Annotated in this window: 22 protein-coding genes and 1 pseudogene; 14 read left to right on the top strand and 9 right to left on the bottom strand. The window is 70.1% G+C overall.

All coding sequences use genetic code 11. The annotated features are described in order from the left end of the window. Positions 1–58: 58 nt before the first annotated feature. A complete protein-coding gene (locus LPN01_RS06985; protein ID WP_262827648.1) occupies positions 59–2803 on the bottom strand; it encodes a [protein-PII] uridylyltransferase in 2745 nt (914 codons plus the stop codon). Positions 2804–2879: 76 nt separating this feature from the next. After that, a complete protein-coding gene (gene mutS / locus LPN01_RS06980) occupies positions 2880–5459 on the bottom strand; it encodes a DNA mismatch repair protein MutS (RefSeq protein WP_262827768.1) in 2580 nt (859 codons plus the stop codon). Between the two features lie 147 nt (positions 5460–5606). Between mutS and LPN01_RS06975 the strand changes: the two genes are divergently transcribed. From LPN01_RS06975 to LPN01_RS06950, 6 genes are all read left to right on the top strand, one after another. After that, positions 5607–6263 carry a DUF3800 domain-containing protein gene (locus LPN01_RS06975; RefSeq protein WP_262827647.1) on the top strand — a complete coding sequence of 219 codons (657 nt, stop codon included), beginning with the start codon at positions 5607–5609 and terminating at the stop codon, positions 6261–6263. Between the two features lie 215 nt (positions 6264–6478). Further along, positions 6479–8737, top strand: a complete 2259-nt coding sequence (locus LPN01_RS06970; protein ID WP_262827646.1) for an NADP-dependent malic enzyme — start codon at positions 6479–6481, stop codon at positions 8735–8737. Between the two features lie 83 nt (positions 8738–8820). After that, positions 8821–9387 carry a hypothetical protein gene (locus LPN01_RS06965; protein WP_262827645.1) on the top strand — a complete coding sequence of 189 codons (567 nt, stop codon included), beginning with the start codon at positions 8821–8823 and terminating at the stop codon, positions 9385–9387. Between the two features lie 10 nt (positions 9388–9397). Beyond that, the gene (locus LPN01_RS06960; protein WP_262827644.1) at positions 9398–10735 is read left to right on the top strand and encodes a glycoside hydrolase 5 family protein; all 1338 of its coding nucleotides are present in this window, start codon (positions 9398–9400) and stop codon (positions 10733–10735) included. 203 nt (positions 10736–10938) lie between these two features. Next, positions 10939–12348 carry a hypothetical protein gene (locus LPN01_RS06955; protein ID WP_262827643.1) on the top strand — a complete coding sequence of 470 codons (1410 nt, stop codon included), beginning with the start codon at positions 10939–10941 and terminating at the stop codon, positions 12346–12348. Positions 12349–12400: 52 nt separating this feature from the next. After that, a complete protein-coding gene (locus tag LPN01_RS06950) occupies positions 12401–12745 on the top strand; it encodes a DUF3140 domain-containing protein (RefSeq protein WP_262827642.1) in 345 nt (114 codons plus the stop codon). Between the two features lie 12 nt (positions 12746–12757). Here the strand turns inward: LPN01_RS06950 and LPN01_RS06945 are convergent, their stop codons facing one another. After that, positions 12758–15115, bottom strand: a complete 2358-nt coding sequence (locus LPN01_RS06945; RefSeq protein ID WP_262827641.1) for a putative bifunctional diguanylate cyclase/phosphodiesterase — start codon at positions 15113–15115, stop codon at positions 12758–12760. Positions 15116–15199: 84 nt separating this feature from the next. Next, positions 15200–16969: a fatty acyl-AMP ligase gene (locus tag LPN01_RS06940; protein WP_262827640.1), complete on the bottom strand. Its 1770-nt coding sequence runs from the start codon at positions 16967–16969 to the stop codon at positions 15200–15202. Positions 16970–17066: 97 nt separating this feature from the next. Between LPN01_RS06940 and LPN01_RS06935 the strand changes: the two genes are divergently transcribed. The 3 genes from LPN01_RS06935 (at position 17067) to LPN01_RS06925 (ending at position 18809) form a co-directional block, all read left to right on the top strand. Continuing rightward, positions 17067–17597: a regulatory protein RecX gene (locus LPN01_RS06935; RefSeq protein WP_262827639.1), complete on the top strand. Its 531-nt coding sequence runs from the start codon at positions 17067–17069 to the stop codon at positions 17595–17597. Positions 17598–17661: 64 nt separating this feature from the next. Continuing rightward, complete coding sequence (locus LPN01_RS06930) at positions 17662–18315, top strand: cold-shock protein (RefSeq protein WP_262827638.1); 654 nt, start codon at positions 17662–17664, stop codon at positions 18313–18315. A gap of 8 nt (positions 18316–18323) precedes the next feature. Next, entirely contained in the window at positions 18324–18809 is a 486-nt protein-coding gene (locus tag LPN01_RS06925) for a DUF192 domain-containing protein (protein WP_410482811.1), read from the top strand. A gap of 39 nt (positions 18810–18848) precedes the next feature. Here the strand turns inward: LPN01_RS06925 and LPN01_RS06920 are convergent, their stop codons facing one another. Together LPN01_RS06920 and LPN01_RS06915 are read right to left on the bottom strand one after the other, a co-directional pair. Continuing rightward, on the bottom strand, positions 18849–19250 hold the full coding sequence (locus LPN01_RS06920; RefSeq protein ID WP_262827636.1) for a hypothetical protein: 402 nt from the start codon (positions 19248–19250) through the stop codon (positions 18849–18851). Positions 19251–19397: 147 nt separating this feature from the next. Then, positions 19398–19736, bottom strand: coding sequence for a GFA family protein (locus LPN01_RS06915; protein WP_262827635.1), 339 nt, complete (start codon positions 19734–19736; stop codon positions 19398–19400). Positions 19737–19919: 183 nt separating this feature from the next. On the opposite strand from LPN01_RS06915, the gene LPN01_RS06910 reads away from it, so the two are divergent. The 3 genes and pseudogenes from LPN01_RS06910 to LPN01_RS19070 all read left to right on the top strand — a co-directional run. Beyond that, positions 19920–20333: a glyoxalase superfamily protein gene (locus LPN01_RS06910; RefSeq protein WP_262827634.1), complete on the top strand. Its 414-nt coding sequence runs from the start codon at positions 19920–19922 to the stop codon at positions 20331–20333. A 35-nt stretch (positions 20334–20368) separates the two neighbouring features. Next, a complete protein-coding gene (locus LPN01_RS06905) occupies positions 20369–20764 on the top strand; it encodes an NADH:ubiquinone oxidoreductase subunit NDUFA12 (RefSeq protein ID WP_262827767.1) in 396 nt (131 codons plus the stop codon). Between the two features lie 212 nt (positions 20765–20976). Next, a pseudogene (locus tag LPN01_RS19070) lies at positions 20977–21210 on the top strand (DUF2155 domain-containing protein); the annotation flags it as partial. A 35-nt stretch (positions 21211–21245) separates the two neighbouring features. Here the strand turns inward: LPN01_RS19070 and aat are convergent. The 3 genes from aat to LPN01_RS06885 all read right to left on the bottom strand — a co-directional run bounded on the left by aat (position 21246) and on the right by LPN01_RS06885 (position 23268). After that, positions 21246–21992 carry a leucyl/phenylalanyl-tRNA--protein transferase gene (gene aat / locus LPN01_RS06895; protein WP_316747075.1) on the bottom strand — a complete coding sequence of 249 codons (747 nt, stop codon included), beginning with the start codon at positions 21990–21992 and terminating at the stop codon, positions 21246–21248. Positions 21993–22042: 50 nt separating this feature from the next. Then, positions 22043–22750, bottom strand: coding sequence for a ParA family protein (locus tag LPN01_RS06890; protein WP_262827633.1), 708 nt, complete (start codon positions 22748–22750; stop codon positions 22043–22045). A gap of 131 nt (positions 22751–22881) precedes the next feature. Then, positions 22882–23268: a hypothetical protein gene (locus tag LPN01_RS06885; RefSeq protein WP_262827632.1), complete on the bottom strand. Its 387-nt coding sequence runs from the start codon at positions 23266–23268 to the stop codon at positions 22882–22884. A 192-nt stretch (positions 23269–23460) separates the two neighbouring features. On the opposite strand from LPN01_RS06885, the gene LPN01_RS06880 reads away from it, so the two are divergent. Together LPN01_RS06880 and LPN01_RS06875 are read left to right on the top strand one after the other, a co-directional pair. Further along, complete coding sequence (locus LPN01_RS06880; protein ID WP_262827631.1) at positions 23461–24429, top strand: cysteine synthase A; 969 nt, start codon at positions 23461–23463, stop codon at positions 24427–24429. Between the two features lie 61 nt (positions 24430–24490). Further along, positions 24491–24769 (top strand): hypothetical protein, encoded by a 279-nt coding sequence (locus tag LPN01_RS06875; protein WP_262827630.1) that lies wholly within the window; start codon positions 24491–24493, stop codon positions 24767–24769. Positions 24770–24836: the final 67 nt, after the last annotated feature.

Genomic DNA, 24836 nt, shown 5'->3' with positions numbered 1-24836 from the left:
CGCAGCGATGCGCGCCGGCCCTTTCTTTTGCGCACCCGTCCGCTGACGTCCGGTCCGGTCAGGCCGCCTCGTCCATCGCCTCGCCGGCGGCGGCGGTGCGCAGGCGCTTTTCCAGCGTCTTCAGCCGCACCGCGGCGGTGATCCGGTCGCCGGTGAGGTCGGTGACGTAGAAGGTGTCGACCGCGCGTTCGCCATAGGTCGCGACATGCGCCGAATGGAGCGTCACCTTCGACTGGAACAGCGCCTGCGCGAGCTGGTTGAGCAGCGCCGGGCGATCGCGGGCATTGACCTCGATCACGGTGAAGCGGTTCGAGGCGCGATTGTCGATCAGCACGTTGGGCACGATCTCGAACGCGTCCGCGCGCGTCCGCGCCGCGGGCTTCGCCCCCAGCCGGTCGGCGAGCTTGCCGCGGTTGGCGAGCGCATCCTCGATCGCGGTCTTCAGCCGGCGCAGCTGGCCCAGATCGTCGAACGGCCGCCCGAACGGGTCCTGCACCAGGAAATTGTCGATCGCCATGCCGTCGCGGGTGGTGTGGATGCGCGCGTCGATGATGTTGCCGCCCGCGACGTGGATCGCGCCGGCGATGCGATAGAACAGGCCGGGATGGTCGGCGGCATAGATCGTCACCAGCGTCGCGCCGCGCTCTGCATAGACCTGCGCGTCGATCGACAGCTGCGCGGCGCCCGCCGCGGCGATGAACCGCGCGTTGTGGGCGAGCACGTCGTCGGGTTCGGCGATCCAATAGGCTTCGGGGAAGCGGCGTACGAATGCGTCGAAACGCGCATCGTCCCAGCCCAACGTCGCCTTCAGGTCCGCCTGCCGCGTCGCGATCCGTTCGGCGCGGCCGCGCTGCTTGTGGCCGAGGCGCAGCACCTCCTCGGCCGCCTCGAACAGGTCGGCGAGCAACTGGCGCTTCCACCCGTTCCACGTCCCCGGCCCGACCGCGCGGATGTCGACGATGGTCAGTACCAGCAGCAGCCGCAGCCGCTCGGGGCTCTGCACGATCTCGCAGAAATCGAGGATGGTCTTGAAATCGGACAGGTCGCGCTTGAACGCGGTCGCCGACATCAGCAGGTGCCAGCGCACCAGCCAGACGACGGTTTCCGTCTCCGCCGGCGTCAGGCCGAAGCGCGGGCACAGCCGCTCGGCGACCTCCGCGCCCAGGATCGAATGGTCGCCGCCGCGCCCCTTGGCGATGTCGTGCAGCAGCACCGCGACATACAGGACCCGGCGCGACACGATGTGCCGCACCACCGCAGAGGCGAGCGGATGGTCCGCCTTCAACCCGCCGTTCTCGATCCGGGCGAGCAGCCCGATCGCGCGGATCGTGTGCTCGTCGACGGTATAGTGGTGGTACATGTCGAACTGCATCTGCGCGACGACACGGCCGAAATCGGGCACGAAGCGGCCGAACACGCCGGCCTCGTTCATCCAGCGCAGCACCAGCTCGGGATCGCGCGGGCTGGTCAGCACGTCGAGGAACAGCGCGTTGGCGCGCGCGTCGCGGCGATGCGCGCCGATCAGCTTGGCGTCGCGGTTCGCCGCGCGCATCGCCAGCGGGTGGATCTCGACCCCGTGCAGGTCGGCGAGCTGGAAGATCTCGATCAGCCGCACCGGATCCTCGACGAAATACTCGTCGCGCGGCAGCGCCAGCCGGCCGCGATCGAGCACGAAGCCGTGCAGCTTGCCCGGCCGCCGCCGGATCGTCGGCAGGCCGAACCGCCGCCCGCGCGCCGCGAACCGTTCGTCGAGATGCGCGAGGAACACGCCGGTCAGGTCGCCGACGGTCTTTGCCTGCAGGAAGTAATATTGCATGAAGCGCTCCACCGCCGGTTTGCCGGGGCGGTCGGAAAAGCGCATCCGCGTCGCGATCTCGCGCTGGACGTCGAAGGTCAGCCGGTCCTCGGCGCGGCGGGTGACGCTGTGCAGGTGGCAGCGCACGGCTTGCAGGAAATTGTCGGCGCGGTGGAACAGCCGGTATTCGTCCTTGGTCAGCAGCCCGACGCCGACCAGATCGGCGCCGCGCTGTACGTCGTAGATGTACTTGCCGATCCAGAAGAGCGCATGGACGTCGCGCAGGCCGCCCTTGCCCTCCTTGACGTTGGGTTCGACGACATAGCGCGTGTCGCCCATCTTGCGGTGGCGCGCGTCACGCTCGGCGAGCTTGTCGGCGATGAACTGGCGTTCGGTGCCGTGCTGCACCTCGCCCTTGAAGCGCTTCGCCGCTTCCTCGTACAGCGCGGTGTCGCCGGTGACGTAGCGCGCCTCGAGCAGGGCGGTGCGGATCGTCACGTCGGCCTTGGACTGGCGGACCATCTCATCCAGCGAGCGGCTGGAATGGCCGACCTTCAGTGCCATGTCCCACAGCGCATAGAGCATCGATTCGATGACCTGTTCCGCCCATGGCGTCTGCTTGCCGGGGGTCAGGAAGCCGATGTCGACGTCGGAGAAGGGCGCCATCTCCGCCCGGCCGTAGCCGCCGACCGCGATCAGCGTCAGCCGCTCGCCGGCGGTGGGATTGGCGACCGGGTGCAGCCGCTGCGTGGCGAGATCGAACAGCACGCGCAGGAGCTGGTCGATCAGATAGGCCTGCGCGTTCGACGCCTCCAGCCCGCGCGAGGGATGCGTCGCGAGCCGGCGCTGGATCTCGACGCGGCCGTCGGCGAGCGCCTGTTTCAGGATGGCGGTCGCCTGCGTGCGCAGCGCGGTGTCGCTCGCGTCGATCGCGGCGATCCGGTCGGCGAGTGCGCGTCGGTCGACGATCGCGCGGCGGTTGGGAAGGTGATCGAAGCGGCCCTGCATGACGCGGGGGTATAGCGGCGCGCGGGTTAACGGGACACCGGGATTGCGCGACCTGGCTGCACGTCCGCCGGGCGGGTCAGCCGTCCCGCGCCAGCTGCTTCAGCCGGTACAGCGTCTCCAGCGCCGCGCGCGGGGTCAGCGCATCGACGTCGATCGCCTCCACTTCTGCGCGGATCGCGTCGCACGTCTCCTCCTCCGCCACCTGCGCGGCGGCGAACAGCGGCAGATCGTCGAGCCCCGCGGCAAGGCCGCCCGTCTTCGCGCGCCCCGCCTCCAGTTTCGCCAGCACCGCCTTCGCCCGCGCCACCGTGGCGGGTGGCATGCCCGCCAGCCGCGCGACCGCGAGGCCATAGCTGCGATCCGCCGGCCCGGTGCTCAGTTCGTGCAGCAGCACCAGTTCGCCCTTCCATTCGCGCGCGCGGACGTGATGCAGCGTCAGCGCCTCGCAGCGTTCGGCGAGGCGGGTGAGTTCATGATAATGCGTCGCGAACAGGCAGCGGCAGCGATTGTCCCCGTGGATCGCCTCCACCACCGCCCAGGCGATCGCCAGCCCGTCGTAGGTCGAGGTGCCGCGTCCGACCTCGTCGAGGATGACGAAGCTGTCCGGCGTCGCCTGCGCCAGGATCGCCGCGGTCTCCACCATCTCGACCATGAACGTCGACCGGCCGCGGGCGAGGTTGTCGGAGGCGCCGACGCGACTGAACAGGCGATCGACGAGGCCCAGCGTCGCGCGCGTCGCGGGAACGTAGCTGCCCGCCTGCGCCAGCACCGCGATCAGCGCGTTCTGGCGCAGGAAGGTCGACTTGCCGCCCATGTTGGGGCCGGTGACCAGCCACAGCCGCGAATCGGGCACCAGCGTGCAATCGTTGGCGACGAAGCGGTCGCCCGATCGTGCGACCGCGGCCTCGACCACCGGGTGCCGGCCGCCGACGACGTCGAAACAGGCATGGCCGGCGATCTGCGGCCGCGCCCATTGCCCTTCGGCGGCGCGCTCGGCCAGCGCGGCGGCGACGTCGATCCGGGCGAGCGCGTCGGCGGTCGCGGCGATCGCCTCGCGCTGCGCGAGCGCGGCGGCGGTCAGTTCCTCGAGATGCGCGGCCTCGGCGGCGAGCGCATGCGCGCCCGCCTGCGACACGCGCGCGGCGACCTCGTGCAGCGCGGGCGTGTTGAAGCGGACGACGCCGGCCAGCGTCTGGCGATGGGTGAAGCCGCTGTCGGGCTTCATCAGCGGGTCGGCGACGCGCGCGGGCACCTCGACATGATAGCCGAGCACGTTGTTGTGGCGGATCTTCAGCGCGGTGATCCCGGTCGCGGTGCGGAACTCCGCCTCCAGCGTCGCGATCGCGCGCCGCCCGCCCGCGCCCGCGTCGCGCAGGTCGTCGAGCGCTACGTCGTAGCCCGCGGCGATATAGCCGCCGTCGCCCGCCTCGATCGGCGGCGAGGGCACCAGCGCGCGCTTCAACAGGTCGATCAGCGCGCCATGCCCGCGCAGCTTCGGCGCGAGGCGGTCGAGCAGCGCGAGCGGCGCGTCGATCGCCGACAATCGTTCGCCGAGGTGCCACGCGCCGTCGAGCCCGTCGCGCAGCTGGCCCAAGTCGCGCGGCGAACCGCGGCCCGCCGCCAGCCGGCCGAGCGCGCGGCCTATGTCGGGCAGCGCCCGCAGCGCGCCGCGCACCTGTTCGCGGCGGGCGCCGGCGTCGTGGAAATGCTGGACGAGGTCGAGCCGTGCGTCGATCGTACGGGCATCCATCAGCGGCGCGCCGAGATCGGCGGCGAGCAGCCGCGCGCCGGCGCCCGTGACGGTGCGGTCGATGCAATCGAGCAGGCTGCCCTTGCGCTGGCCGGCGGTGGTGCAGGTCAGCTCCAGGCTTTCGCGCGTCGCCGCATCGATCGCCATCGTCTCCGCCGCCTGCGTCAGCCGCGGCGGGCGCAGGAACGGCAGGGCGCCCTTGGCGGTATGGTCCAGATAGGCGACGAGGCCGCCCGCCGCGGCAAGGCCCGCGCGGCTGAACTGGCCGAAGCCGTCGAGCGTCGCGACCCCGAACAGCGCCTTCAGCCGGGCCTCGCCCGCCCCGCTGTCGAACGCCGCGCGGGGACGCAGCGTCGTCGCGACGGCGCCATGGTCCCCGCCGTCGGCGGCGACGACCTCCGCCGCGCCCAGCCGCGCCAGCTCGGCATCCAGCGCATCCGGCAAACAGTCGATCACCTCGAACCGCCCGGTCGACACGTCGGCGGCGGCGATCGCGACGCCGCCCGCCGCCTCGCCGATCGCGACGCACCAATTGTCGGCGCGCGCGTCGAGCAGCGCCTCTTCGGTCAGCGTGCCGGCGGTGACGACGCGGACGATGCCGCGCGCGACCAGCGCCTTGTAGCCGCCGCGCGCCTTTGCCTGCGCCGGGGTTTCGGTCTGTTCGGCGATGGCGACGCGGTGCCCGGCCTTGATGAGCCGTTGCAGATAGGCGGTCGCGGCATGGACGGGCACGCCGCACATCGGGATCTTGTCGCCGTCATGCTCGCCGCGCGAGGTGAGCGCGATGTCCAGCACCTGGCTGGCGATGCGCGCATCCTCGAAGAACATCTCGAAGAAATCGCCCATCCGGTAGAACAGCAGGCAATCCTCCGCCTCGGCCTTCAGTCCGAGATATTGCGCCATCATCGGGGTGGGGGTGGTCGCGGGAGTCGCCATCGTCCGCCTGATAGCCGCTGCGGGCGGCGAGGCAAGGCGAGCGCGGCGGCCGGCAACCGCGTCCGTTTCGGAGGCGCCTCGCGTTGACGCTCCGCCGGTCCGCCCGGAAGCCGGGGCATGACCAGATTGCATGTCTTCGCCGACGAGGCGGGTAATTTCGACTTTCGCCGCGCCGACAACGTCAGCCGGTATTTCGTCGTGTGCACCGTCGTGATGCCGTCGTGCGAGGCGGCCAACCACCTGCTGGAACTCAAGCGCCGGCTGGCGTGGGAGCAGCAGCCGCTCGGCGACTATTTCCACGCGACCGCCGATGCGCAGGCGATCCGCGACGCCGTGTTCGCCGAGCTGATCCGCCACGACTTCACCGTGCAGGCGACGATCCTCGACAAGTGGAAGGCCGCGCCGCAGACGCGGACGACCGACGCCACCTTCTACCAATATGGCTGGTTCTATCACTTCCTGTACGGGCTCAGGACGCCGCTCCGGCAGGCCGACGAGGTGCACGTTACCGCGGCGTCGATCGGCACCAAGAAGGGGCAGGCGGTCTTTACCGAGGCGGTGCGCAAGGTCGTCAAGCAGCTGGCCGGCAAGCAGCGGATGCGCACGAGCTTCTGGCCGTGCCAGTCGGACCCGTGCCTGCAACTGACCGATTATTGCACCTGGGCGATCCAGCGGAAGTGGGAGCGGGCGGATACGCGCGCCTACGACATCATCGCCGATCGCATCACGTACGAATACGACACGTTCCGCAAGGGAACGACGCTCTATTACTGACGGAAGATGGGGTGCGACCGCACTTTCCGCTATCCAAACGGAAAAGCCCAGGGGCTTTTATCGCCGAACGCAAGTCGCGCTGGAAACCTAGGCAGCGACGCCACGCAAGTCAATGGATCGCCTCCGATACGGTGCTATCCGGTACGTGGCGCCGCCGCCTTTGCATCGCGGGCCGAGTTCCCTAAGGGAAAGCCTCAGCCCGGCAGCGAGGTCCCATGTCCGACGAAGCGTCCGTCCAATTCTCCGAGCGCGAAGCGCTGCTGTTCCATTCCGAGGGGCGGCCGGGCAAGATCGAGATCATCGCATCTAAACCGATGGCGACGCAGCGCGACCTCGCGCTCGCCTATTCCCCCGGCGTCGCGGTGCCGGTTCAGGCGATCGCCGACGATCCCGCCACCGCCTACGACTATACCGCCAAGGGCAACCTCGTCGCGGTGATCTCCAACGGCACGGCGATCCTCGGCATGGGCAACCTCGGCGCGCTGGCGTCGAAGCCGGTGATGGAGGGCAAGGCGGTGCTGTTCAAGCGCTTCGCCGATGTCGATTCGATCGACATCGAGCTGAAGACCGAGGACGTCGACCGCTTCATCGACGCGGTCGAGCTGATGGAGCCGACCTTCGGCGGCATCAACCTTGAGGACATCAAGGCGCCCGAATGCTTCATCATCGAGCAGACGCTGCGCGAGCGGATGAACATCCCCGTCTTCCATGACGACCAGCACGGCACCGCGATCATCTGCGCCGCGGGGCTCATCAACGCCTGTCTGCTGACCGGGCGGCGGCTCGACGAGGTGAAGATCGTCGTCAACGGCGCGGGCGCGGCGGCGATCGCCTGTACCGAGCTGATGAAGGCGATGGGCGTGCGCCACAACAACGTCATCATGTGCGACCGCACCGGCGTGATCTACCAGGGGCGCGAGGACGTGAACCAGTGGCAGTCGGCGCATGCCGCGGTCACCGACCGCCGCACGCTGACCGAGGCGCTGGAGGGGGCGGACATGTTCCTCGGCCTGTCCGCCGCGGGGGCGCTGAAGCCCGAGATGGTGACCCATATGGCGCCGTCGCCGATCATCTTCGCGATGGCCAATCCGGAGCCGGAGATCCGCCCCGAACTCGCCAAGGCGGCGCGTCCCGACGCGATCGTCGCGACCGGCCGGTCGGATTATCCCAACCAGGTCAACAACGTCATCTGCTTCCCCTTCATCTTCCGCGGGGCGCTCGACGTGCGCGCGACGGGGATCAACGATGCGATGAAGATCGCCGCGGCCAACGCCATCGCCGAACTCGCCCGCCAGCGCGTGCCCGAGGAGGTTGCGGTCGCCTATGGCGTCCAGCACAGCTTCGGCCCCGAATATATCATCCCGTCGCCGTTCGATCCGCGGCTGATGGAGCTGGTGCCGACGGCAGTGGCGAAGGCGGCGATGGATTCGGGGGTGGCGATCAAGCCGATCCTCGACATGGACGCCTATCGCCAGAAGCTGCGCGCGCGGCTCAACCCGACGACGTCGGTGCTCAGCCTCGCCTACGAGGGCGCACGCGCCCGGCCCAAGCGGGTGCTGTTCGCGGAGGGCGAGGAAGAGGTCGTGCTGCGCGCCGCGATCGCGTTCAAGGAGGGCGGCTACGGCACGCCGGTGCTGGTCGGGCGCGACGACGTCTACGACCGGCTCGCCGCGCTGGGCGTCGCCAACCCGCAGGAATACGAGGTCCACAACAGCCGGCATTCGCCGCTCGTCCCGCGGATGGTCGACTTCGTCTATGCCCGCCTGCAACGCCGCGGTTACCTGCGCCGCGACGTCGAGCGGATGATAAACCAGGACCGCAACGTCTTCGGCTCGGCGCTGCTCCAGCTGGGCGAGGCGGATGCGATGATTACCGGCATCACCCGCACCTGGGCCGAATCGATGCGGCAGGTGAAGCGCGTGATCGATCCGGAGGCGGGGCGTACCCCCTTCGGCATTCACGTCCTCGTCGGGCAGAGCCACACCGTCTTCATCGCCGACACGACGGTCAACGAACGGCCGACCGGCGAACAGCTCGCCGATTTCGCCGAACAGACCGCGCAGGTCGCGCGCCGCATGGGCCACGAACCGCGCGTCGCGATGCTCAGCTATTCGACCTTCGGCAATCCCAAGGGCGCCTGGGTCGACAACATCCGCGAGGCGGTGTCGGTGCTCGACGGCCGCAACGTCGGGTTCGAATATGAAGGCGAGATGCCGCCGGACGTGGCGCTCAACCGGCGCCAGCTGGCGAACTATCCGTTCGCGCGCCTGTCCGGGCCCGCCAACATCCTCATCATGCCGGGGCTGCAATCGGCGCACATCTCGGCCAAGCTGCTGCGCGAGCTGGGCGGCGACAGCGTGATCGGACCGATGCTGATCGGCATGGAAAAGCCGGTGCAGATCGCGCCGATGACCTCGACCGCGAGCGAACTGGTGACGCTGGCGGTGCTCGCCGCGGGGGGAATCGCACGCTGACGCGTTCGGTGCTTGCATCTTAAAGAAATTTGCTTTCCTAATCGTGCCGCGGCCTCGAGACCGTGGACGACAGGGAGAGCGAGATGAAGGGAAGATGGTGCGCCGTGCTGGGCGCCGGGGCGATCGTGGTCGCGGGCGCCGCCGCGGCGCAGAGCGGCGATATCCTGCAAAAGGCGATCAACACGCCCGCGGTCGCCTATAGTTTTTACGGTCCGGGCCAGACGAGCAAACCGGTAAAGGCCGATGTCGCCGGCGGCCATGCGCTCCAGGTGACGATCGAGGCGCCCGGTGCCACCGTGTGGCAGGTCGGCGCCAGCTCGCCGATCGCCAAGCCGATCGCGAAGGGCGACAAGATCGTCGTCGCTTTTTGGGCGCGCGCGCCGAAACTGGCGGCGGATGCGACCACGCCGATCCCGTTCGCCGGGGTTTCGCTCGCCGCGGCACCGTACACGCCGCTCGTCACCGGCTCCGCCGCGGTCGGGCGGGACTGGAAACTACACCAGGTGACCGGCGTCGCCGCCTCCGATGCGGCGGGCGGGGCCGCGATGGTGTCGCTGCATCTCGGCGCCGCCAAGGCGGTGCTCGAATTCGGCCCGATCTTCGTCATCGACCTCGGCAAGGCGGGCGCACCCGCCGCCTCGCCCTCCTGAAAGGACCATCATGTACCACCGGCGCTCGATCATCGCAGCGGGCGCGGCGCTCGCCGCCGGCTGCGCCGCAGGGATGCCTCCGGCGACGGGCGCGCCCGCGCGGTCGCGTTTCGTCGCGGTGCGGGGGATGCACCTGTACCGCGACGGCAAGCCGTATCGCTACGCCGGCGCCAACCTCTGGTACGGCGCGTGGCTGGGTGCGGATACGGCCTATGGCGACCGCGCGCGATTGCGCCGCGAGCTCGACCGGTTGCGCGCGCTCGGCATCCGCAACCTCAGGATCATCGGGTCGGCGGAGGAATCGCCGCTGCGCAATTCGATCACGCCGGGGTTCCGCGACAAGGGCAGCGCCTATAACCAGGACCTGCTCAAGGGCCTCGACTTCACGCTCGCCGAAATGGCGAAGCGCGACATGACCGCGGTCGTCTACCTCGCCAATTTCTGGGAATGGTCGGGCGGGATGATGACCTATCTGTCGTGGGTGAACGGCGGCAAGTTCATCGACATGAACGATCCCGCGCACCCCTGGCCCGAATTCCCGGACCGGACCGCGGCCTTTTACGGCAACCCGCGCGCGCAGACGCTGCTGCGCGACTACATCCGGGCGGTGGTGACGCGGACGAACAGCATCACGGGCGTGCGCTACGCGGACGATCCGACGATCATGGCGTGGCAGCTCGCCAACGAGCCGCGTCCCGGCGGCTCGGACCGGGTGGCGGTGCCGAACCTGCCGAATTTCCTGTCCTGGATCGATGGAACGGCGCGGTACATCAAGGCGCTCGACCGCAATCATCTGGTGACGACGGGATCGGAAGGGCTGAAGGGATCGATCGAGCGCGAGGACGTGGTGCTCGACGCGCACCGATCGCCCGCGATCGATTACATGACGACCCACATCTGGCCGAACAACTGGAGCTGGATGGACGCGGGCAACCTCGCCGGCACCTACGACGCCGGCGCGGCGAAGGTCGCCGACTATATCGCGACGCACGTCCGCCTCGCGAAGACGCTGGGCAAGCCGCTGGTGATCGAGGAGTTCGGCTATCCCCGCGACGGCGCGACCGCCTATGATCCGACGATCCCGACGACGTTCAAGGACCGCTTCTACCGCCAGATCTATGCCGCGGTGGAGGCGGACGTCGCCGCGGGCGGCCCGCTGGCAGGGTCCAACTTCTGGGCGTGGAACGGCGAGGCTCGCACCCGTCATGCCGACCATCGCTTCGTCCGCGGCGACCTTGCCTATATGGGCGACCCGCCGCACGAGCCTCAGGGCTGGTACGGCGTGTTCGACAGCGATGCCGGCACGCAGGCGGTGATCCGTGCGCATGCGAGGGCGCTGGCGGGCTGATCGCGGCGCAACGGGCACGCCGCACGGGTTCGGGGGTGAGGTGAGGATGCCGGCCCGATCGCCAACGCCGACCGTCCCCCTCCGTGACCTGACGAACCGCGCGACGGGATCGTCCGTGGTCCCGCGTCCGGCCGATTGGGCGTGCGGGCGATAGCGTGTATGCACCGCGGTCGGCGGGGACGGCGAGCGGCGGGGAGCGGGGCATGGCGATCGGACCGGTGACGACGGGGCTGGATCGACGCGCGGTCCGATGCGCGATGGCCGCCACGCTGCTGTGCCTGCTGGCGCTGGCGGTCTTCTGGCCCGGCTACGTCGCCTATGACAGCGTCACCCAATATCGACAGGCGCTCACCGGCCGGTACGACGACTGGCATCCGCCCGCGATGGCGCGGTTGTGGTCGCTGTTCGGCGATGCCGGTCCGGGGCCGATGCTCGTCGTGCAGATGGCGCTCTACTGGCTCGGGTTCGGGCTGCTCGCCGCCGCCCTGGCGGCGGGGGGCAGGGGCCGCGCGGCCGTCGCGCTGCTGATCGCCGCGCTCTGGCCACCGCTGCTCGGCTGGCAGGCGGTGGTGCTGAAGGATACGCAGATGCTCGGGCCGCTGCTCGGGGCGGTCGGAATCGTCGGCTGGTGGCGGCTGCGCGACCGGCCGGTGCCGCCTGCCGGCCGGGCGCTGATCGTGCCGCTGCTCGTCTATGCCGTGCTCGTGCGCGCCAATGCGGTGTTCGCGGTCGTCCCGCTGGCGGCGATGCTGGTGCACCGGCCGAGGCGGTGGTCGCTGCGGCTGGGGATCGCGCTTGCCGGGATCGTGCTGGCGATCGGCGTCTCCGGCCCGATCAACCACCGTCTGTTCGGCGGCGCACCGAGCGGCGTCGAACGGACACAGGCGATCTACGACCTGGCCGGTATCGGCGTGCGCACCCGCGACCCGCGCGTCGGCATGCCGGCGGCTGCGCTCGCGGGAATGGCCGCGAAGGGGTGCGTACGGCCGTTCTTCTGGGATCCCTTGGGCGAGCCGGCGCGCTGCGCGGCGGAGGTCGACGGGCTGCGCGCGATGCCGGTCGCGCAGCTGTACGGGACGCTCGCGGCGGCAATCGTGCGGCACCCGCTCGCCTATGCCGCACACCGGCTGGCGCATCTCAATTCGACCGGCCGCTGGCTGGTGCCGCTGCACTGGTTCGGCGCCGCCCCGCCGGAGGGCAGCGAGGCGAACGACTTCGGCTTCGGTGCGCCCGGACCGGCGGCATGGTATTGGCAGCGGCTCGCCGGCTGGCTGGTCGAGACGCCGCCGGGCTGGCCGGTCCTGTGGCTGGTGCTGGCGGCCGGCGGCGTGGCGGCGACGATCCGCGCGCGCGATGCGGCCGGGCAGCTGGCGCGCGCGCTGTTCGTGTCCGCGCTGACGCTGGAGGCGAGCTTCGCCGCGATCAGCATCGCGTCCGACCTGCGCTATCATGTGTGGACGATGGCGGCGGTGGCGATCGGCTGGGTGCTGGTCGGCAGTGTGCCGCGCAGCCGGCTGCTCCGGGCGGTCCTCGCGGTCGCGCTGCTCGGCGGCACGGGCGCGCGGCTGCTGCTGCCGGAGGCGCCGCAAAGCTATCACGGCATGCTCGGCTGACGCGCAACCCGGTCCGTCGCGGATCGTTCCCGCGATGAAGGGAGCCTTTTCGATGGCCGACGATCATGCGCAGATCTACGACGACTTCGCCGAGGCGGTGAACATGGCGCCCGCCGAGCTGGAGCATTTCCTCGACACCGACGACAGCAGGCGCGTCGGCTGGAAGGGCGAGGACGGCGACGGCGCGGGGGAAAGCGTCGGCCACCGGTCGGGCCGCCGGATCGTCGCGATCAGGCGCACGAAGAAGGTCGACCTGTCCGACGACGATTATGCGCATATGCGCAAGGTGGTCGCCTACGTCCGCCGCCACCTCGCGCAGGGCGGTCCTGACAAGGACAAGGCGCATAGCGACTGGCGCTATTCGCTGATGAACTGGGGTCACGACCCCCTGAAATAGCCCGCCGGCCGGTCAGGCGGCGACGCTGTCGTCCCACCGGCGGCTGGCGAGCGCGCGCGCTTCCTCGACGGGCAACGGCCGCCCGAAATAATAGCCCTGCACCTTGGTACAGCCCAGGTCCTGGACCATCCGGTGCTCGGCCTCGGTTTCCACGCCTTCCGCCGTGGTCGCCATGCCGAGGCTCTGCGCGAGCGCGACGACGGCGCGGATGATCGCGATCGCCTCCTTCACCCCCTTGGACGCGCCCTGCACGAAGCTGCGGTCGATCTTGATCGACGAGAAACGCGTGCGCGACAGATAGCCGAGCGACGAATAGCCCGTGCCGAAATCGTCGAGGCTCAGCCGGACGCCGAGGTCGAGGATGCGCTCCAGCACCTTCGTCGCGCCGAGCCCCTCGTGCATGAACACGCTTTCGGTGACCTCCAGCTCGAGCCGCTCCGCCGACAGGCCCGAATTGGCGAGCGCCGAGGTGACGACCGCGACGAAGCCGGGGTTCTGCAACTGGTCGGGCGAGACGTTGACCGCGACGCGGGTGTTCGAGGGCCAGCTCGCCGCCTCCAGACAGGCGGTCCGCAGCACCCATTCGCCGATCGGCTGGATCAGCCGCGCCTCTTCGGCGAGCGGGATGAACTTGACCGGCGAGACGTTGCCGAACTGCGCGCTCTGCCAGCGCAACAGTGCCTCGAACCCCTTCAGGTGGCCGGTGCCGGCATCGACGACGGGCTGGTAATGCAGGTGCATCTCGCCCTTTTCGAGCGCCTGGCGCAGCGCCATCTCGAGCACGCGGCGTTCCTCGGCGAGGACGTGCAGCTCGGGCTCGTAGGAATGGAACACGCCGCGCCCGGCATCCTTGGCGCGGTAGAGCGCCAGGTCGGCGGAGCGGATCAGCATTTCGGCGGTGCGGCCGTCGCGCGGCCCGATCGCGAGCCCGACCGAGGCGCCGATGTACAGCGTGTGCGCATCGACCTCATAGGGGCGCGACAGCGTCTCGATGATGCGGCGTGCCAGCTCCTCGACCCCGGTCAGGTTGGTCGCGTCGCGCACCACGACCGCGAATTCGTCGCCGCCGAGCCGCCCGCACATGTCGTTGTCGCTCATCAGCTGCGCGAGCCGTTCCGACACGCGGCCGAGCAGGCGATCGCCGATCGGATGGCCGAGCGTGTCGTTGACCGCCTTGAAGCGGTCGAGGTCGATCATCATGAAGGCGCAGCGGCCGCCCCATTTTTCCGCATCCGCCATCGCCCGCACGAGCGTTTCGTTGACCATCAGCCGGTTGGGCAGGCCGGTCAGCGTGTCGAAGCGCGCCATGCGGTTGATCTTGTCGGCCGAGGCACGCTGTTCGGTGACGTCCGACCCGACGCCGCGGAAGCCGCAGAACGCGCCATTCTCGTCGAAGCGCGGGCTGGCGGCGAGTTCCCACCAGCGTTCCTCGCCGCCGACGAGCAGCGGCAGGCGCAGGTCGCGGAAGCTTTCGCGCGTCTTCAGCTTGTCGGCGAGCGTGCGCAGGCCGGCGGCGAAATTGCCCGTCTCCCACGCCGGGCCGGCCAGCACCTGGAGGAAGGGCATGCCCTCGATCGCCACCGGGTCGAGGCCGCAGGCATAGGCGAAACGCGGCGATGCCTTGATGACGCGGCGGGCCGAATCGGTTTCCCACAGCCAGTCGGCGTTGCTCGCCTCGAATTCGCGCAAGAGCAGGCTGACGGTCTCGTCGCGCTCGCCCAGCGCCATCTGGCCGGCGCGGATGATGACCAGCGAGCGCGCGCGATTGAGGCAGATGAGGATCAGGAGCAACGTGAAGACCGACGTGGCGCCGGCGGCGGCATAGCTGCCGATCACGACCAGCTTGGCGGTGACGGCGAGCCCGAGCCCGCCGACGAAGGCGATCGTGGCGAGCGCGAGCGGGGCCATCGCGACCGCGCCCGCGGTCATCAGCACCGACAGGATCATCCACAGGACATAGGTGGTGTTGGATCCCGGATGCGTCGCGAACGCCACGACGGGGATCGACCAGGCGACGGCGAGCGCCACGCCCTCGGCCACCGTCGCGCGCAGGTCCGCCTGCGTCGCATAGCCGCCGTCGCGGTGCCGGGTGGACAGGCGGCGCACCGCCACGCCGACCGCGACGATGCCGACGATCCCCGCCCAGCCCGCGAGCATGACGTGCGAGACGTGCGTCGCCAGCACCGACACCGCCATCGCCGCGCCGATCAGGTTGGCGGCGAGCAGGAACAGCGCCAGCTGGCGGCCCGCGTCGAGCTGGGTCGAACGGATCCGCGCCCATTGCGCCGCATCGGCGCCGTCGCTGAATCCGAGCAGTTGCGCGAAGCGGATCGCCTGGGGGTCCGAAGCGGGGGTCTTGTCTTGGCTCACGGCGCGATGATTACGGCCACGAGGTTGACGGATGGTTAGGGGCGGCGCCGGGCGGCGGGGTTTTTCGCGCCGCCCGTCACGGGATTACGCGGCGGCGGCGTAGGGCTTGATGTCGCCATTGAGGTACAGGTTGCGCGCCTTGGCGCGGCTGAGCTTGCCCGAGCTGGTCCGCGGCAGGGTGCGCGGCGGGATCAGTTCGATGACGCAGTTCATGCCGGTGACCGACCGGACGCGCTCGCGGATCTCTTCGCGCAGGCGCTGGCGCTCGGCATCGTCGCTGCTGCGGCACTGGACCAGCACCGCCGGCGTCTCCTCGCCGCCCGGCGTGGTGATCGCGAAGGCGGCGATGTCGCCCGCCTTGAACCCGGGCAGCTGCTCCACCGCCCATTCGATGTCCTGCGGCCAGTGGTTCTTGCCATTGACGATAATCATGTCCTTGGCGCGGCCGACGATATAGATGTAGCCCGCCGACATATAGGCCATGTCGCCGGTGTCGAGCCAGCCGTCCGTCATGCACGCCGCGGTCGCGGCATCGTCGCGGAAATAGCCGACCATCACCGACGGGCCCTTGCACCACAATTTGCCGATCGCGCCGTCGGGCAGGGGCGTGCCGTCCTCTTCGCGGATCTCGACAGTCATGTCGCGCACCGGCTTGCCGCAATTGACGATCGCGCGGAAGCGCTGCGGCCGCGGGCCGTCGTTGGCGGCGAGCGTCGTGCCGCCGCCCGACAGCTGCGTCTCCTCGACCAGCTCGACGCGGATGCCCTCGCCCGGCGGCATCAGCGACACCGCCAGCGTCGCCTCCGCCAGGCCATAGCTCGGCAGGAAGGCGGAGGCCCTGAAGCCCGCGTCGGCGAAGGCATCGACGAACGCCTGCATCACGTCCGGACGGATCATGTCGGCGCCGTTGCCCGCGACCCGCCAGCGCGACAGGTCGAACCGGTCCGACGCCTTGGTCTGCGACGACATCCGCCGCGCGCAGATGTCGTAGCCGAACGTCGGCGAATAGGAGAGGGTGGTGCCATCGTGGCGCGAGATCATGTCGAGCCAGGCGAGCGGACGGCGCGCAAAATCCTCGGTCTTCAGATAGTCGGTCGACACCTGGTTGGCGACCGGCGACAGGAAGCAGCCGACGAGGCCCATGTCGTGATACCAGGGCAGCCAGCTGACGCAGCGGTCCGACCCGTCGATCTCCATCCCGTGGCTGTGCGCGGCGAGGTTGTTGAGCAGCGCGTGGTGCGTGATCGCGACGCCGTGCGGAAAGCGCGTCGAACCGCTGGAATATTGCAGATAGGCGATGTCCCGTCCGTCCGCCTGCGGCAGCGGTGCCGCGGGCGCGTCGCGCGTCGCGAATTCGGACCAGTCGATCCCTTCGGTCCCGGCCAGCCGCGCCGCCTCCGCCGCCATCGCGGCGAGTTCGGGCGGAAAGATCAGCATGTGCGGATCGCAGCTGGTCAGCTGGACCCGGAGCTGCTCGATATAGGATTCACGCCCGCCGAACGAGGTCGGCAGCGGCAGCGGCACCGGCCACGCGCCGGCATAGACGGTGCCGAAGAACAGAGCGGCGAATTCCGGGCCGGTTTCGGCCACCAGCGCGATCCGGTCCTGCGGCCGTACGCCCGCGGCGATCAGCCGGTGCGCCATCGCGATCGCGTCGGCGCGCAGGTCCGCGAACGGATAGGGCCGCGCGAGCGTGCCGCGCGCGTCGTGAAAGTTGAGCCCGCGCACGCCGGTGGCGGCATAGTCGAGCGCCTCGCCCAGCGTCGCGAAGTCGGCGAAGCGGCGGGGCAACGCGTCCAGCGTAGGCGTCGGGGCCGGAAGAGGCGTCGGCGGGGGCGCAGACTGCTCGGTCATCGATATTCCTGTTCGCTCGCCGGCATGCGCGGCTGTCTTCACTAGGCGCTTTAACGCATCATCAACGTTCTAAATCCGGTGCCAGTGTGGCAACAACATGGCCATGAGGCAGGAACGCGCGCCACCGCCCCCCCTGGACACCGCCGCGCTGGAGCGGCTGGCGCTCCGCTACGTCGAGCGGTTCGCCACGACCCGGGGACGGCTGGCGGACTATCTGACCCGCAAGATCCGCGAGCGCGGCTGGGACGGGGCCGGCCCGGAGGTGGCGGCGCTGGCGCAGCGGATGGCGGATCTGGGCTATGTCGACGACCGCGCCTATGCGGAAAGCAAGGCGGCGGCGCTGGCGCGACGCGGCCTCGGCGCACGCCGGGTGACGATGGCGCTGCGCCACGCCCGCGTCGGCGCGGCGGACGCGGAGGCGCTGTCGCCCGACATCGCGGCGCGCGCAGGCGATGCGGCGCTGGTCTTCGCGCGGCGCAAGCGGATCGGGCCGTTCGGCCCGCCAAGCGACGACCGGGCGCTGCGCGACCGCCAGCTCGCCGCGATGCTGCGCGCAGGCCATGGCTTCGATCTCGCACGCCGGATCGTGAACGCCCGCAGCGAGGACGAATTGCCTGAATTAGAGTAAACGGACCTTTCGCAATTGCAGCAGCGGCGAACCGTGCTAGCGTGGTGTCAACAGGGGTGCAGTCATGCGTAGCGAGCCGCAACGGGAGGGCGACGAGCGGAACGTCGGGGTCATGCCCGCCGCCGGTTCCGACGCGCCCGTACGGGCCGCGCCCGCGACCGCCGGACAGGATGCGGCGGAGGCCGATCCCGTGGCGCCGGACGGCGGCGGCGCGACCGCGATCGGTGGCGTCGTCAAATGGTTCGACGTCACCCGCGGCTTCGGCTTCGCGGTGGCGGACGATGCCCGGTTCGGCGACGTGCTGATCCATTTCTCGGTGCTCCAGCCGCACGGTCGCCGCAGCCTGCCCGAGGGTGCGCGGGTCGAGACGCTGTCGGTCCAGCGCGGCCGCGGCTACCAGGCGCGCGAGGTGCTGACGATCGACCTGTCCAACGCCGTCGAGGAGCCGCCGCGACCGCCGCGCAACGCCGACCGCATCGACCCGGTGACGCTGATCGACGAAGCCGGCGCGTTCGAGGATACGACGGTGAAGTGGTTCAACCGGCTGAAGGGCTATGGCTTCCTGGTTCGCGACAGCGACGGCAGCGACGTCTTCGTCCATATGGAAACGCTGCGCCGCGCCGGCATCGCCGCGATCGAGCCTGAACAGCGCCTGCGTGCCCGCATCGTCGCGGGGCGCAAGGGGCCGCTGGTGGTGAGCGTCGACGCGGGCGCGTGAGCGTGGCGATCGCCCGTGCCGCCGCCGCCGCGCTGCTGGTCGCCGCGCTCGCCGCCTGTTCGGGCGGCGACGCCGGCAGTAGCAATGCCGCGGGCGAACGGGCGGCGGCGACGCTGGTGCCCGTGACTATCGCCGGCGCGAACGGACGCCACGTCTTTCGCGTCGAGCGCGCGGTGACGGCGGCGCAGCAGGCGCAGGGGCTGATGTACCGCACCGACCTGCCGCCCGATGGCGGCATGCTGTTCCATCCCTATCCGGCCGACGGCGGGCCGCCGCGCGCGGCGAGCTTCTGGATGCGCAACACGCCGACCCCGCTCGACATCCTGTTCATCCGCGCCGACGGCACGATCGCGACCATCGCCGAAAACACCGTGCCGTTCTCCGAGGCCGCGGTGAAATCGGGCGAACCCGTCGCCGCTGTGCTGGAACTCCTCGGCGGCCGCAGCGCCGAGCTCGGCATCGCCGAGGGCGACCGGGTCAGCTGGCCGAAATAGCGGCAGGCGCCCGGCCAAGGCGGTCGGTACGATCCCGGGTCAGTGGCGTTTGTAGGACGCCCAGATCGTCTGCGGGACCATGCCGCCCACCTTGCCGTTGCTGACCAGCAGTACCAGTCCGTGCCGGCCGTTGAGGCGGGACGTCGCAGGACAGGTCATAGCGATGTGCACGGAAGACACGGATTCGATGCCCTCGACGGCCTGCGGTCGTTCGGGGCGGTCGAATTGGCAGTCGCCGAACGTCTTCGAAACATCGGCAAACGCGCTGGGCACACCGAAATCCGGTGTCACCATCATAATCAGTTCCGGGGCCAGGCGCTCGAAAGCGTTTCGATCCCCTGAGGTGATCGCCACGACGAATTGCCGGACGATGGAGTCCGCGGGTTCCGACGGTACCGCAGCCGCCTGCGCAGTGGCGATCATGGCCAGGGTGCCGAACATCGTGGTGACCTCCGCAGGTTGCGACCGGCCGTCCTGCAGCCGCACCATGGATGTGGGGTGCCCGCAAGTACAGAGATATCGCGCCTTGCGTGTCGATGCGCGTGCTGCCGCTATCGGCCCGCAGCCGCGCCGGTCGACCGCCGTCGTCTAGTAGCTGGCGCCGTCGACCGCCCGGCGCGGCAGGTCGCGCCACAAGGCCGGGTCGAACATTCGCAGGTTGATGCCCATGCGCGGATAGGCCGGGTCGGTCGTCGTCCAATGCGTCGTGCAGCCGCAGGTGGGGCAGTGCCACAGGTCGAGCGCGCAATCGCCCTGCCGATAGGCGATGCCGTCGCCCGACACCTCCGCGGCACCGGGCGCGCAATAATGCCAGAGCCCCGCGGTACGCCGACAGATCGAGCAATTGCACTCGGACACCTCCGCCGGCGTCTCGCGCAGGACCAGCCGGATACGCCCGCAATGGCAGGCGCCGCGATGCTCGCCCATTCACTTCCCTTCGTTTGCCGCCGATCCTTGCGGCGGCATGTCGCACGCCGTCGCGGTCCCTGCAAACGCCGGCCGGCCGCCGTCCCGTTGACACCGGCACCTGCAAGAGGGACATTGGCCCGCCCGGACACCGCTCCGCAACCGGCAAGCGCACTGCCGCCGCTGCCCGACAGGAACAGGTCGATGACCGAATCCGCTACCGCCGGGATTACGTTCGGGCGCGCCGCGCCGGGGATCTGCGTGCGGGATATCGATGCAGCGCATGATTTCTACGCGGGCGTTCTGGGCTTCCGAAAGGTGTTCGAGAACGGCGATCCGGTCGGCTTCATGGTGATGGCGAAGGACCGTGCCGAAATCCACCTCAGCCGAAAGCCCGGCCACGAAGCCTCGACGACGAACGTCATGCACCTGTTCGTCAGCGACGTGGCTGCGCTCTACGCCGTCTGCGAACGGGCGGGGGTGAGGATCGTCAAACGGTTGGCGGACAAGGACTATGGCCAGCGCGCCTTCGTGCTCGCCGATCCCGACGGCAACCGGATCGATGTCGGCGAGCGCCGACCGGCGGCGCGTGACGGCGGCGGCGACGAACGCGGTTGATGGCGGCGCTCGGGCCGGGTAAGCGCAGGGACATCATGGGCATCAACCTCAATCCCTTCACCTGGTGGAACGGCGCGTCGTGGGGCACGATGCTCTACGGCCTGCGCGGCATGAAGCAGATGGGCACCGACTCGCTCGGCAACGTCTATCACGAGGGCGGCAAGGACGGCAGCGGCCGCGTGCGGCGCTGGGTGATCTACGAGGGCGCGAACGACGCCAGCCGCGTGCCGCCCGAATGGTTCAGCTGGCTGCACCACCAGATCGACGACGTGCCCGATCGTGCGATGCCGCCGGTGCGCGCGTGGCAGAAGCCGGCGGTGCCCAACATGACCGGCACGCCGCTCGCCTATCGCCCCTCGGGCTCGCTGGAAAAGGGTGGCAAGCGTGCCGCCGCCACCGGCGATTACGAGGCGTGGACCCCCGAAGGGTGATACCCGCACGGGTCGGGCGCTGGCTCGCGGCCGGCGTCCTGCTGCTGGCCGCGATCGTGGCCGGCGTATTCGGCTATCGCGCGCTGCATCCGACGGACAGCGCCGACCGGGTCGTCGTGGCGCAGGACCTGACCCCCGGCGATACGCCCCCGGCCGAGACGATCGAAACGGTGGCGTCGACCGACGTCGCGCTGCCGACCGGCGGCACGCCGATGGCGGAGCGCGTCGCCGTCGTCGGCCTGCTCAACAAGCGCAACGGCGTCAGCCGCGACCTGACGCTGAAGCCGGGGCAGGCGGTGCGCGTCGGCGATGCGATCGTGCGGCTGCGTGCCTGCGAACATACCGCGCCGTGGGAGCAGGACCAGCTGACCGGCGCCTTCGTCCAGCTCGACGTGCGCGGCAGCGACCGGCACTGGCGGCGCGCCTTTTCGGGCTGGCTGTTCCGGGAGCGTCCGGCGCTGAACGTCGTCCAGCACCCGGTCTACGACGTCTGGACCAAGAGCTGTACGATGTCCTGGCCGGCGACCGGGCCGGACACGACGTCGGTCGGCGCGGGATCGGTGGCCGCGGGCGAGGCGAAGAGCCGGTCGAGCGCAAAGAAATCGCCCGCCGCGAGCCCGGACTCGGCGCCCGAGGCGGATGAACCGGTCGCCCCGTCGAGCGCCCCCGCCAGTAACGCGCAATAGGCGGACCGGTCGATCTCCACCGCGCCGAGCGAGGCGAGGTGAGCGGTCTGGAACTGGCAGTCGAGCAGCGCGAACCCGCCCGCCTTCAGCCGCGCGACGAGCCAGGCGAGCGCCACCTTCGACGCATCGGTGCGGCGGCTGACCATGGATTCACCGAAAAAGGCGCGTCCGAGCGCCAGGCCGTAGAGACCGCCGACCAGTTCGTCGCCGTCCCAGCATTCGATCGAATGCGCGAACCCCAGCCGGTGCAGCGTCGTGAACACCCGCTCGATCCCGCCGTTGATCCAGGTTTCGGGCCGGCCGGCGACGCTTTCCGCGCACAGCCGGATCATCGGCACGAACGCCGTGTCGGCGGTGACGCGGAAACGGTCGCGCACGATCGTCCGGCGCAGCGATCGCGACAGATGGAAGGCGTCGAGCGGCAGGATCGCGCGGGTGCGCGGCTCGACCCAATAGACGCTGCCCGCCTCGCGATCGTCGGCCATCGGGAACACGCCGACCGCATAGGCGCCGAGCACGATTTGCGGGTCGAGCATCTCCATCGCGCACGAACGTGGCGCCGCACGCCGGCGATGGCAAGGTCGCGGCGGCGTCAGCCCGCGCGCCGCTCCACGAGCGTCCACAGCTGCGCGAACGCGGTCGCCGCCGCCGATCGCGGCGCAAAGGTCGCCACCGGCGCGCGATGCCCGGCCATCGCCTCGATCGCGCTCGCCATCGGGATGACGGGCCAGTCGGGTTGCGCCGCGAGCGCGTCGGCGTGGAGGCGGCGGCGGCGATCGACCATCATGTGGACGGGCAGCACGGGCACCTTGCCGCCGAGGTGCCGGATGAGTTCGTCGGCGGCACGCTGCGCGAAGGGCGAGGGGATGACCGGCAGCACGATCAGGTCCGCGGCGCGGATCACCTGTTCGCTCGTTTCGGTAAGGCCCGGCGGGCAGTCGAGCAGGACGTGGTCGTAATCGCCGATCCGCTCGATCAGCCGGTCGAGCCGCCGCCGCTTGCCGATGTCGTGGAACAGCAGGTCGAGCGTGCGGAGCGAGGCGTCCGCGGGGATGAGGTCAAGCCCGGCGATCGCGGTGGGGCGGGCATGCGCCGAGGCCCGCACCTGCTTGGCGAAGATCGCCCGTGCCTGGTCGCCGGACCGATCGTCGCCCAAGACCCAGCTGCTCGCCGCCTGCGGATCGAGATCCCACAGCAGCGTCCGCCGGCGCGACAGCGTCGCCGCGCACCAGGCGAGGTTGACGGCCAGCGTCGTCTTGCCGACGCCGCCCTTCGAGCTGTAGATCGCGATCGTGGCCATCGCCGGTGCCTATCCCGATGGGTCCGGAACGGCAACGCGGGATCGGGACGCGCCCGGACGGCGTCCGCAACGAAAAGGGCCGGCGGATCGCTCCGCCGGCCCCGTTCGGTTCGGTGTCGTCCGTCGCCGGATCAGGACTTGCAGGTCTGCGACGGCTTGCCCGGCTGCGTCACGGTGATGTTCGACGCGGTGCCGGTCAGCTTCCAGCCGCCCTCCGCGGTCAGCGGATCGCCCGCCTTCGCGGCGGTCAGGCGGTTGATCGCGCCGGTCGGCGTGGTCTTGACGAACGCCTGCTTGTCGCCCTGGAACAGCGTCACGTAGAGCAGGCTGTTGTCCTTGCAGCGGAAGGTCTTGTCCGCCTTGATCGCCGGCGGCAGCTCGACGGGGGCGCGGTTGGCGAGTTCGGTCGCCATCGGGTCGGGGTTGGAATCCAGGACGTCGGGGGTCGCCGGCTTGGAGTTGCAGGCCGCCAGCGCGAGAAGCGCGGCGGTGGCGGAGAGGAGGAGGGGGCTCTTCATAGCGGCAAAACGCTTTGCGCATGCGGCGGGGACCGTCAAGGCGGTTGCTCCATCTATGTGAGACATTGTCGCAAAATGCGGCGGGTTGCCTTCCGTTACGGCTCCGCGGGCCGCGGGCGGTTCAGGCTGGCTTCGCGGCGGCGAAGCGCAGCTTTGCTTGCCGGTGGCGACCCGCCACGCCATCTAGCGGTCATGCATACGACACCCGACACGCTTTCCCTGATCGGCAACACGCCGCTCGTCCGCCTGAAGGGGCCGAGCGAGGCCACCGGCTGCGACATCTTCGGCAAGTGCGAATTCGCCAACCCGGGCGCGTCGGTGAAGGATCGCGCCGCGCTGTCGATCGTCGAGGATGCCGAGGCGCGGGGCGTGCTGCACCCCGGCGGCACGATCGTCGAGGGGACGGCGGGCAACACCGGCATCGGGCTGGCGCTGGTCGCCAATGCCAAGGGCTATGCCACGATCATCGTCATGCCCGAGACGCAGAGCCGCGAGAAGATGGACACGCTGCGCGCGCTGGGGGCCGAGCTGGTGCTGGTGCCGGCGGCGCCCTATGCCAGCCCCTGTCACTTCGTCCACACCAGCCGCCGGATCGCGGAGGAGCGCGACAATGCGATCTGGGCGAACCAGTTCGACAACGTCGCCAACCGCCGCGCGCATATCGTCGGCACCGCGGAAGAGATCTGGCAACAGATGGACGGACGGATCGACGGCTTCACCTGTGCCGCGGGCACGGGCGGGACGATCGCCGGGGTCGGGCTGGGGCTGAAGGCCAAGGACGAGCGCGTCTGCATCGCGCTGAGCGACCCGCATGGCGCCGCCCTGTACGATTATTACGCGCACGGCGAACTGCGGTCGGAGGGCAGCTCGGTCGCGGAGGGGATCGGGCAGGGGCGGATCACCGCCAATCTGGAGGGCGCGCCGATCGACACGCAATTCCGCATTTCCGACCAGGAAGGCTATCGCTGGGTGCGCCGGCTGCTCGACGAGGAGGGGCTGTGCCTCGGCCTGTCGTCGGGGATCAACGTCGCCGGTGCGGTGCGCCTCGCGGAGCGGCTGGGACCGGGCAGGCGCATCGCCACGATCCTCTGCGACACCGGCTTCCGCTACCTGTCGACGCTGTACGATCCGGCATGGCGGGTCGCGAAGGGGCTGGCCTGAGTCCGCAGATGGTACCCGAATTCGACAAACGAATGACGAAGCGTTACAGCGGCGCGGCAAGATGAGAGCCGTCAGAGACACGCACCAGACGATGCAGCGGATCAAGGTCGGGATCATCGGCCTCGTCGCCGTCATCCTGCTGATCGCCGTCGCGAGCGCCATCCTCGGTTCTGCGACGCGCGAACGCCCGATCGCGACCGCCGGATCGGCCCAGCCCGACGTGGTCGCCAACATGGCGATGACCAACACCGGCGCGGTCGCGGCATCCGATGGATCGGGCGAGCCGCTCGCCGAACTGGGCGTCGCGCCCTCCACCAGCAACAGCCAGTCGGCGCGATGACCGTTTCCCGGGGAAATCCGGGGACGGGCGTGCCCCTGCGCGCGACAACGGCGGATTCCGCCGTCCC

It is taken from the genome of Sphingomonas sp. A2-49, from assembly GCF_025548555.1.
Taxonomy (GTDB): domain Bacteria; phylum Pseudomonadota; class Alphaproteobacteria; order Sphingomonadales; family Sphingomonadaceae; genus Sphingomonas.
The sequence above is the reverse complement of the archived record's forward strand: the minus strand, read 5'-3'. Positions and strand labels throughout refer to the sequence as shown.

Excerpts from the sequence above, each read along its gene's own strand:
- LPN01_RS06905 (WP_262827767.1), top strand. The coding sequence starts at position 20,369 with ATGGGCATCAACCTCAATCCCTTCACCTGGTGGAACGGCGCGTCGTGG.
- LPN01_RS06955 (WP_262827643.1), top strand. The coding sequence starts at position 10,939 with ATGGCGATCGGACCGGTGACGACGGGGCTGGATCGACGCGCGGTCCGA.
- LPN01_RS06915 (WP_262827635.1), bottom strand. The coding sequence starts at position 19,736 with ATGGGCGAGCATCGCGGCGCCTGCCATTGCGGGCGTATCCGGCTGGTC.
- LPN01_RS06880 (WP_262827631.1), top strand. The coding sequence starts at position 23,461 with ATGCATACGACACCCGACACGCTTTCCCTGATCGGCAACACGCCGCTC.
- LPN01_RS06985 (WP_262827648.1), bottom strand. The coding sequence starts at position 2,803 with ATGCAGGGCCGCTTCGATCACCTTCCCAACCGCCGCGCGATCGTCGAC.
- LPN01_RS06950 (WP_262827642.1), top strand. The coding sequence starts at position 12,401 with ATGGCCGACGATCATGCGCAGATCTACGACGACTTCGCCGAGGCGGTG.
- LPN01_RS06930 (WP_262827638.1), top strand. The coding sequence starts at position 17,662 with ATGCGTAGCGAGCCGCAACGGGAGGGCGACGAGCGGAACGTCGGGGTC.
- LPN01_RS06940 (WP_262827640.1), bottom strand. The coding sequence starts at position 16,969 with ATGACCGAGCAGTCTGCGCCCCCGCCGACGCCTCTTCCGGCCCCGACG.
- LPN01_RS06970 (WP_262827646.1), top strand. The coding sequence starts at position 6,479 with ATGTCCGACGAAGCGTCCGTCCAATTCTCCGAGCGCGAAGCGCTGCTG.
- LPN01_RS06960 (WP_262827644.1), top strand. The coding sequence starts at position 9,398 with ATGTACCACCGGCGCTCGATCATCGCAGCGGGCGCGGCGCTCGCCGCC.
- LPN01_RS06910 (WP_262827634.1), top strand. The coding sequence starts at position 19,920 with ATGACCGAATCCGCTACCGCCGGGATTACGTTCGGGCGCGCCGCGCCG.
- LPN01_RS06890 (WP_262827633.1), bottom strand. The coding sequence starts at position 22,750 with ATGGCCACGATCGCGATCTACAGCTCGAAGGGCGGCGTCGGCAAGACG.
- LPN01_RS06875 (WP_262827630.1), top strand. The coding sequence starts at position 24,491 with ATGAGAGCCGTCAGAGACACGCACCAGACGATGCAGCGGATCAAGGTC.
- LPN01_RS06920 (WP_262827636.1), bottom strand. The coding sequence starts at position 19,250 with ATGTTCGGCACCCTGGCCATGATCGCCACTGCGCAGGCGGCTGCGGTA.
- LPN01_RS06965 (WP_262827645.1), top strand. The coding sequence starts at position 8,821 with ATGAAGGGAAGATGGTGCGCCGTGCTGGGCGCCGGGGCGATCGTGGTC.
- LPN01_RS06935 (WP_262827639.1), top strand. The coding sequence starts at position 17,067 with ATGGCCATGAGGCAGGAACGCGCGCCACCGCCCCCCCTGGACACCGCC.
- aat (WP_316747075.1), bottom strand. The coding sequence starts at position 21,992 with ATGGAGATGCTCGACCCGCAAATCGTGCTCGGCGCCTATGCGGTCGGC.
- LPN01_RS06975 (WP_262827647.1), top strand. The coding sequence starts at position 5,607 with ATGACCAGATTGCATGTCTTCGCCGACGAGGCGGGTAATTTCGACTTT.
- mutS (WP_262827768.1), bottom strand. The coding sequence starts at position 5,459 with ATGATGGCGCAATATCTCGGACTGAAGGCCGAGGCGGAGGATTGCCTG.
- LPN01_RS06885 (WP_262827632.1), bottom strand. The coding sequence starts at position 23,268 with ATGAAGAGCCCCCTCCTCCTCTCCGCCACCGCCGCGCTTCTCGCGCTG.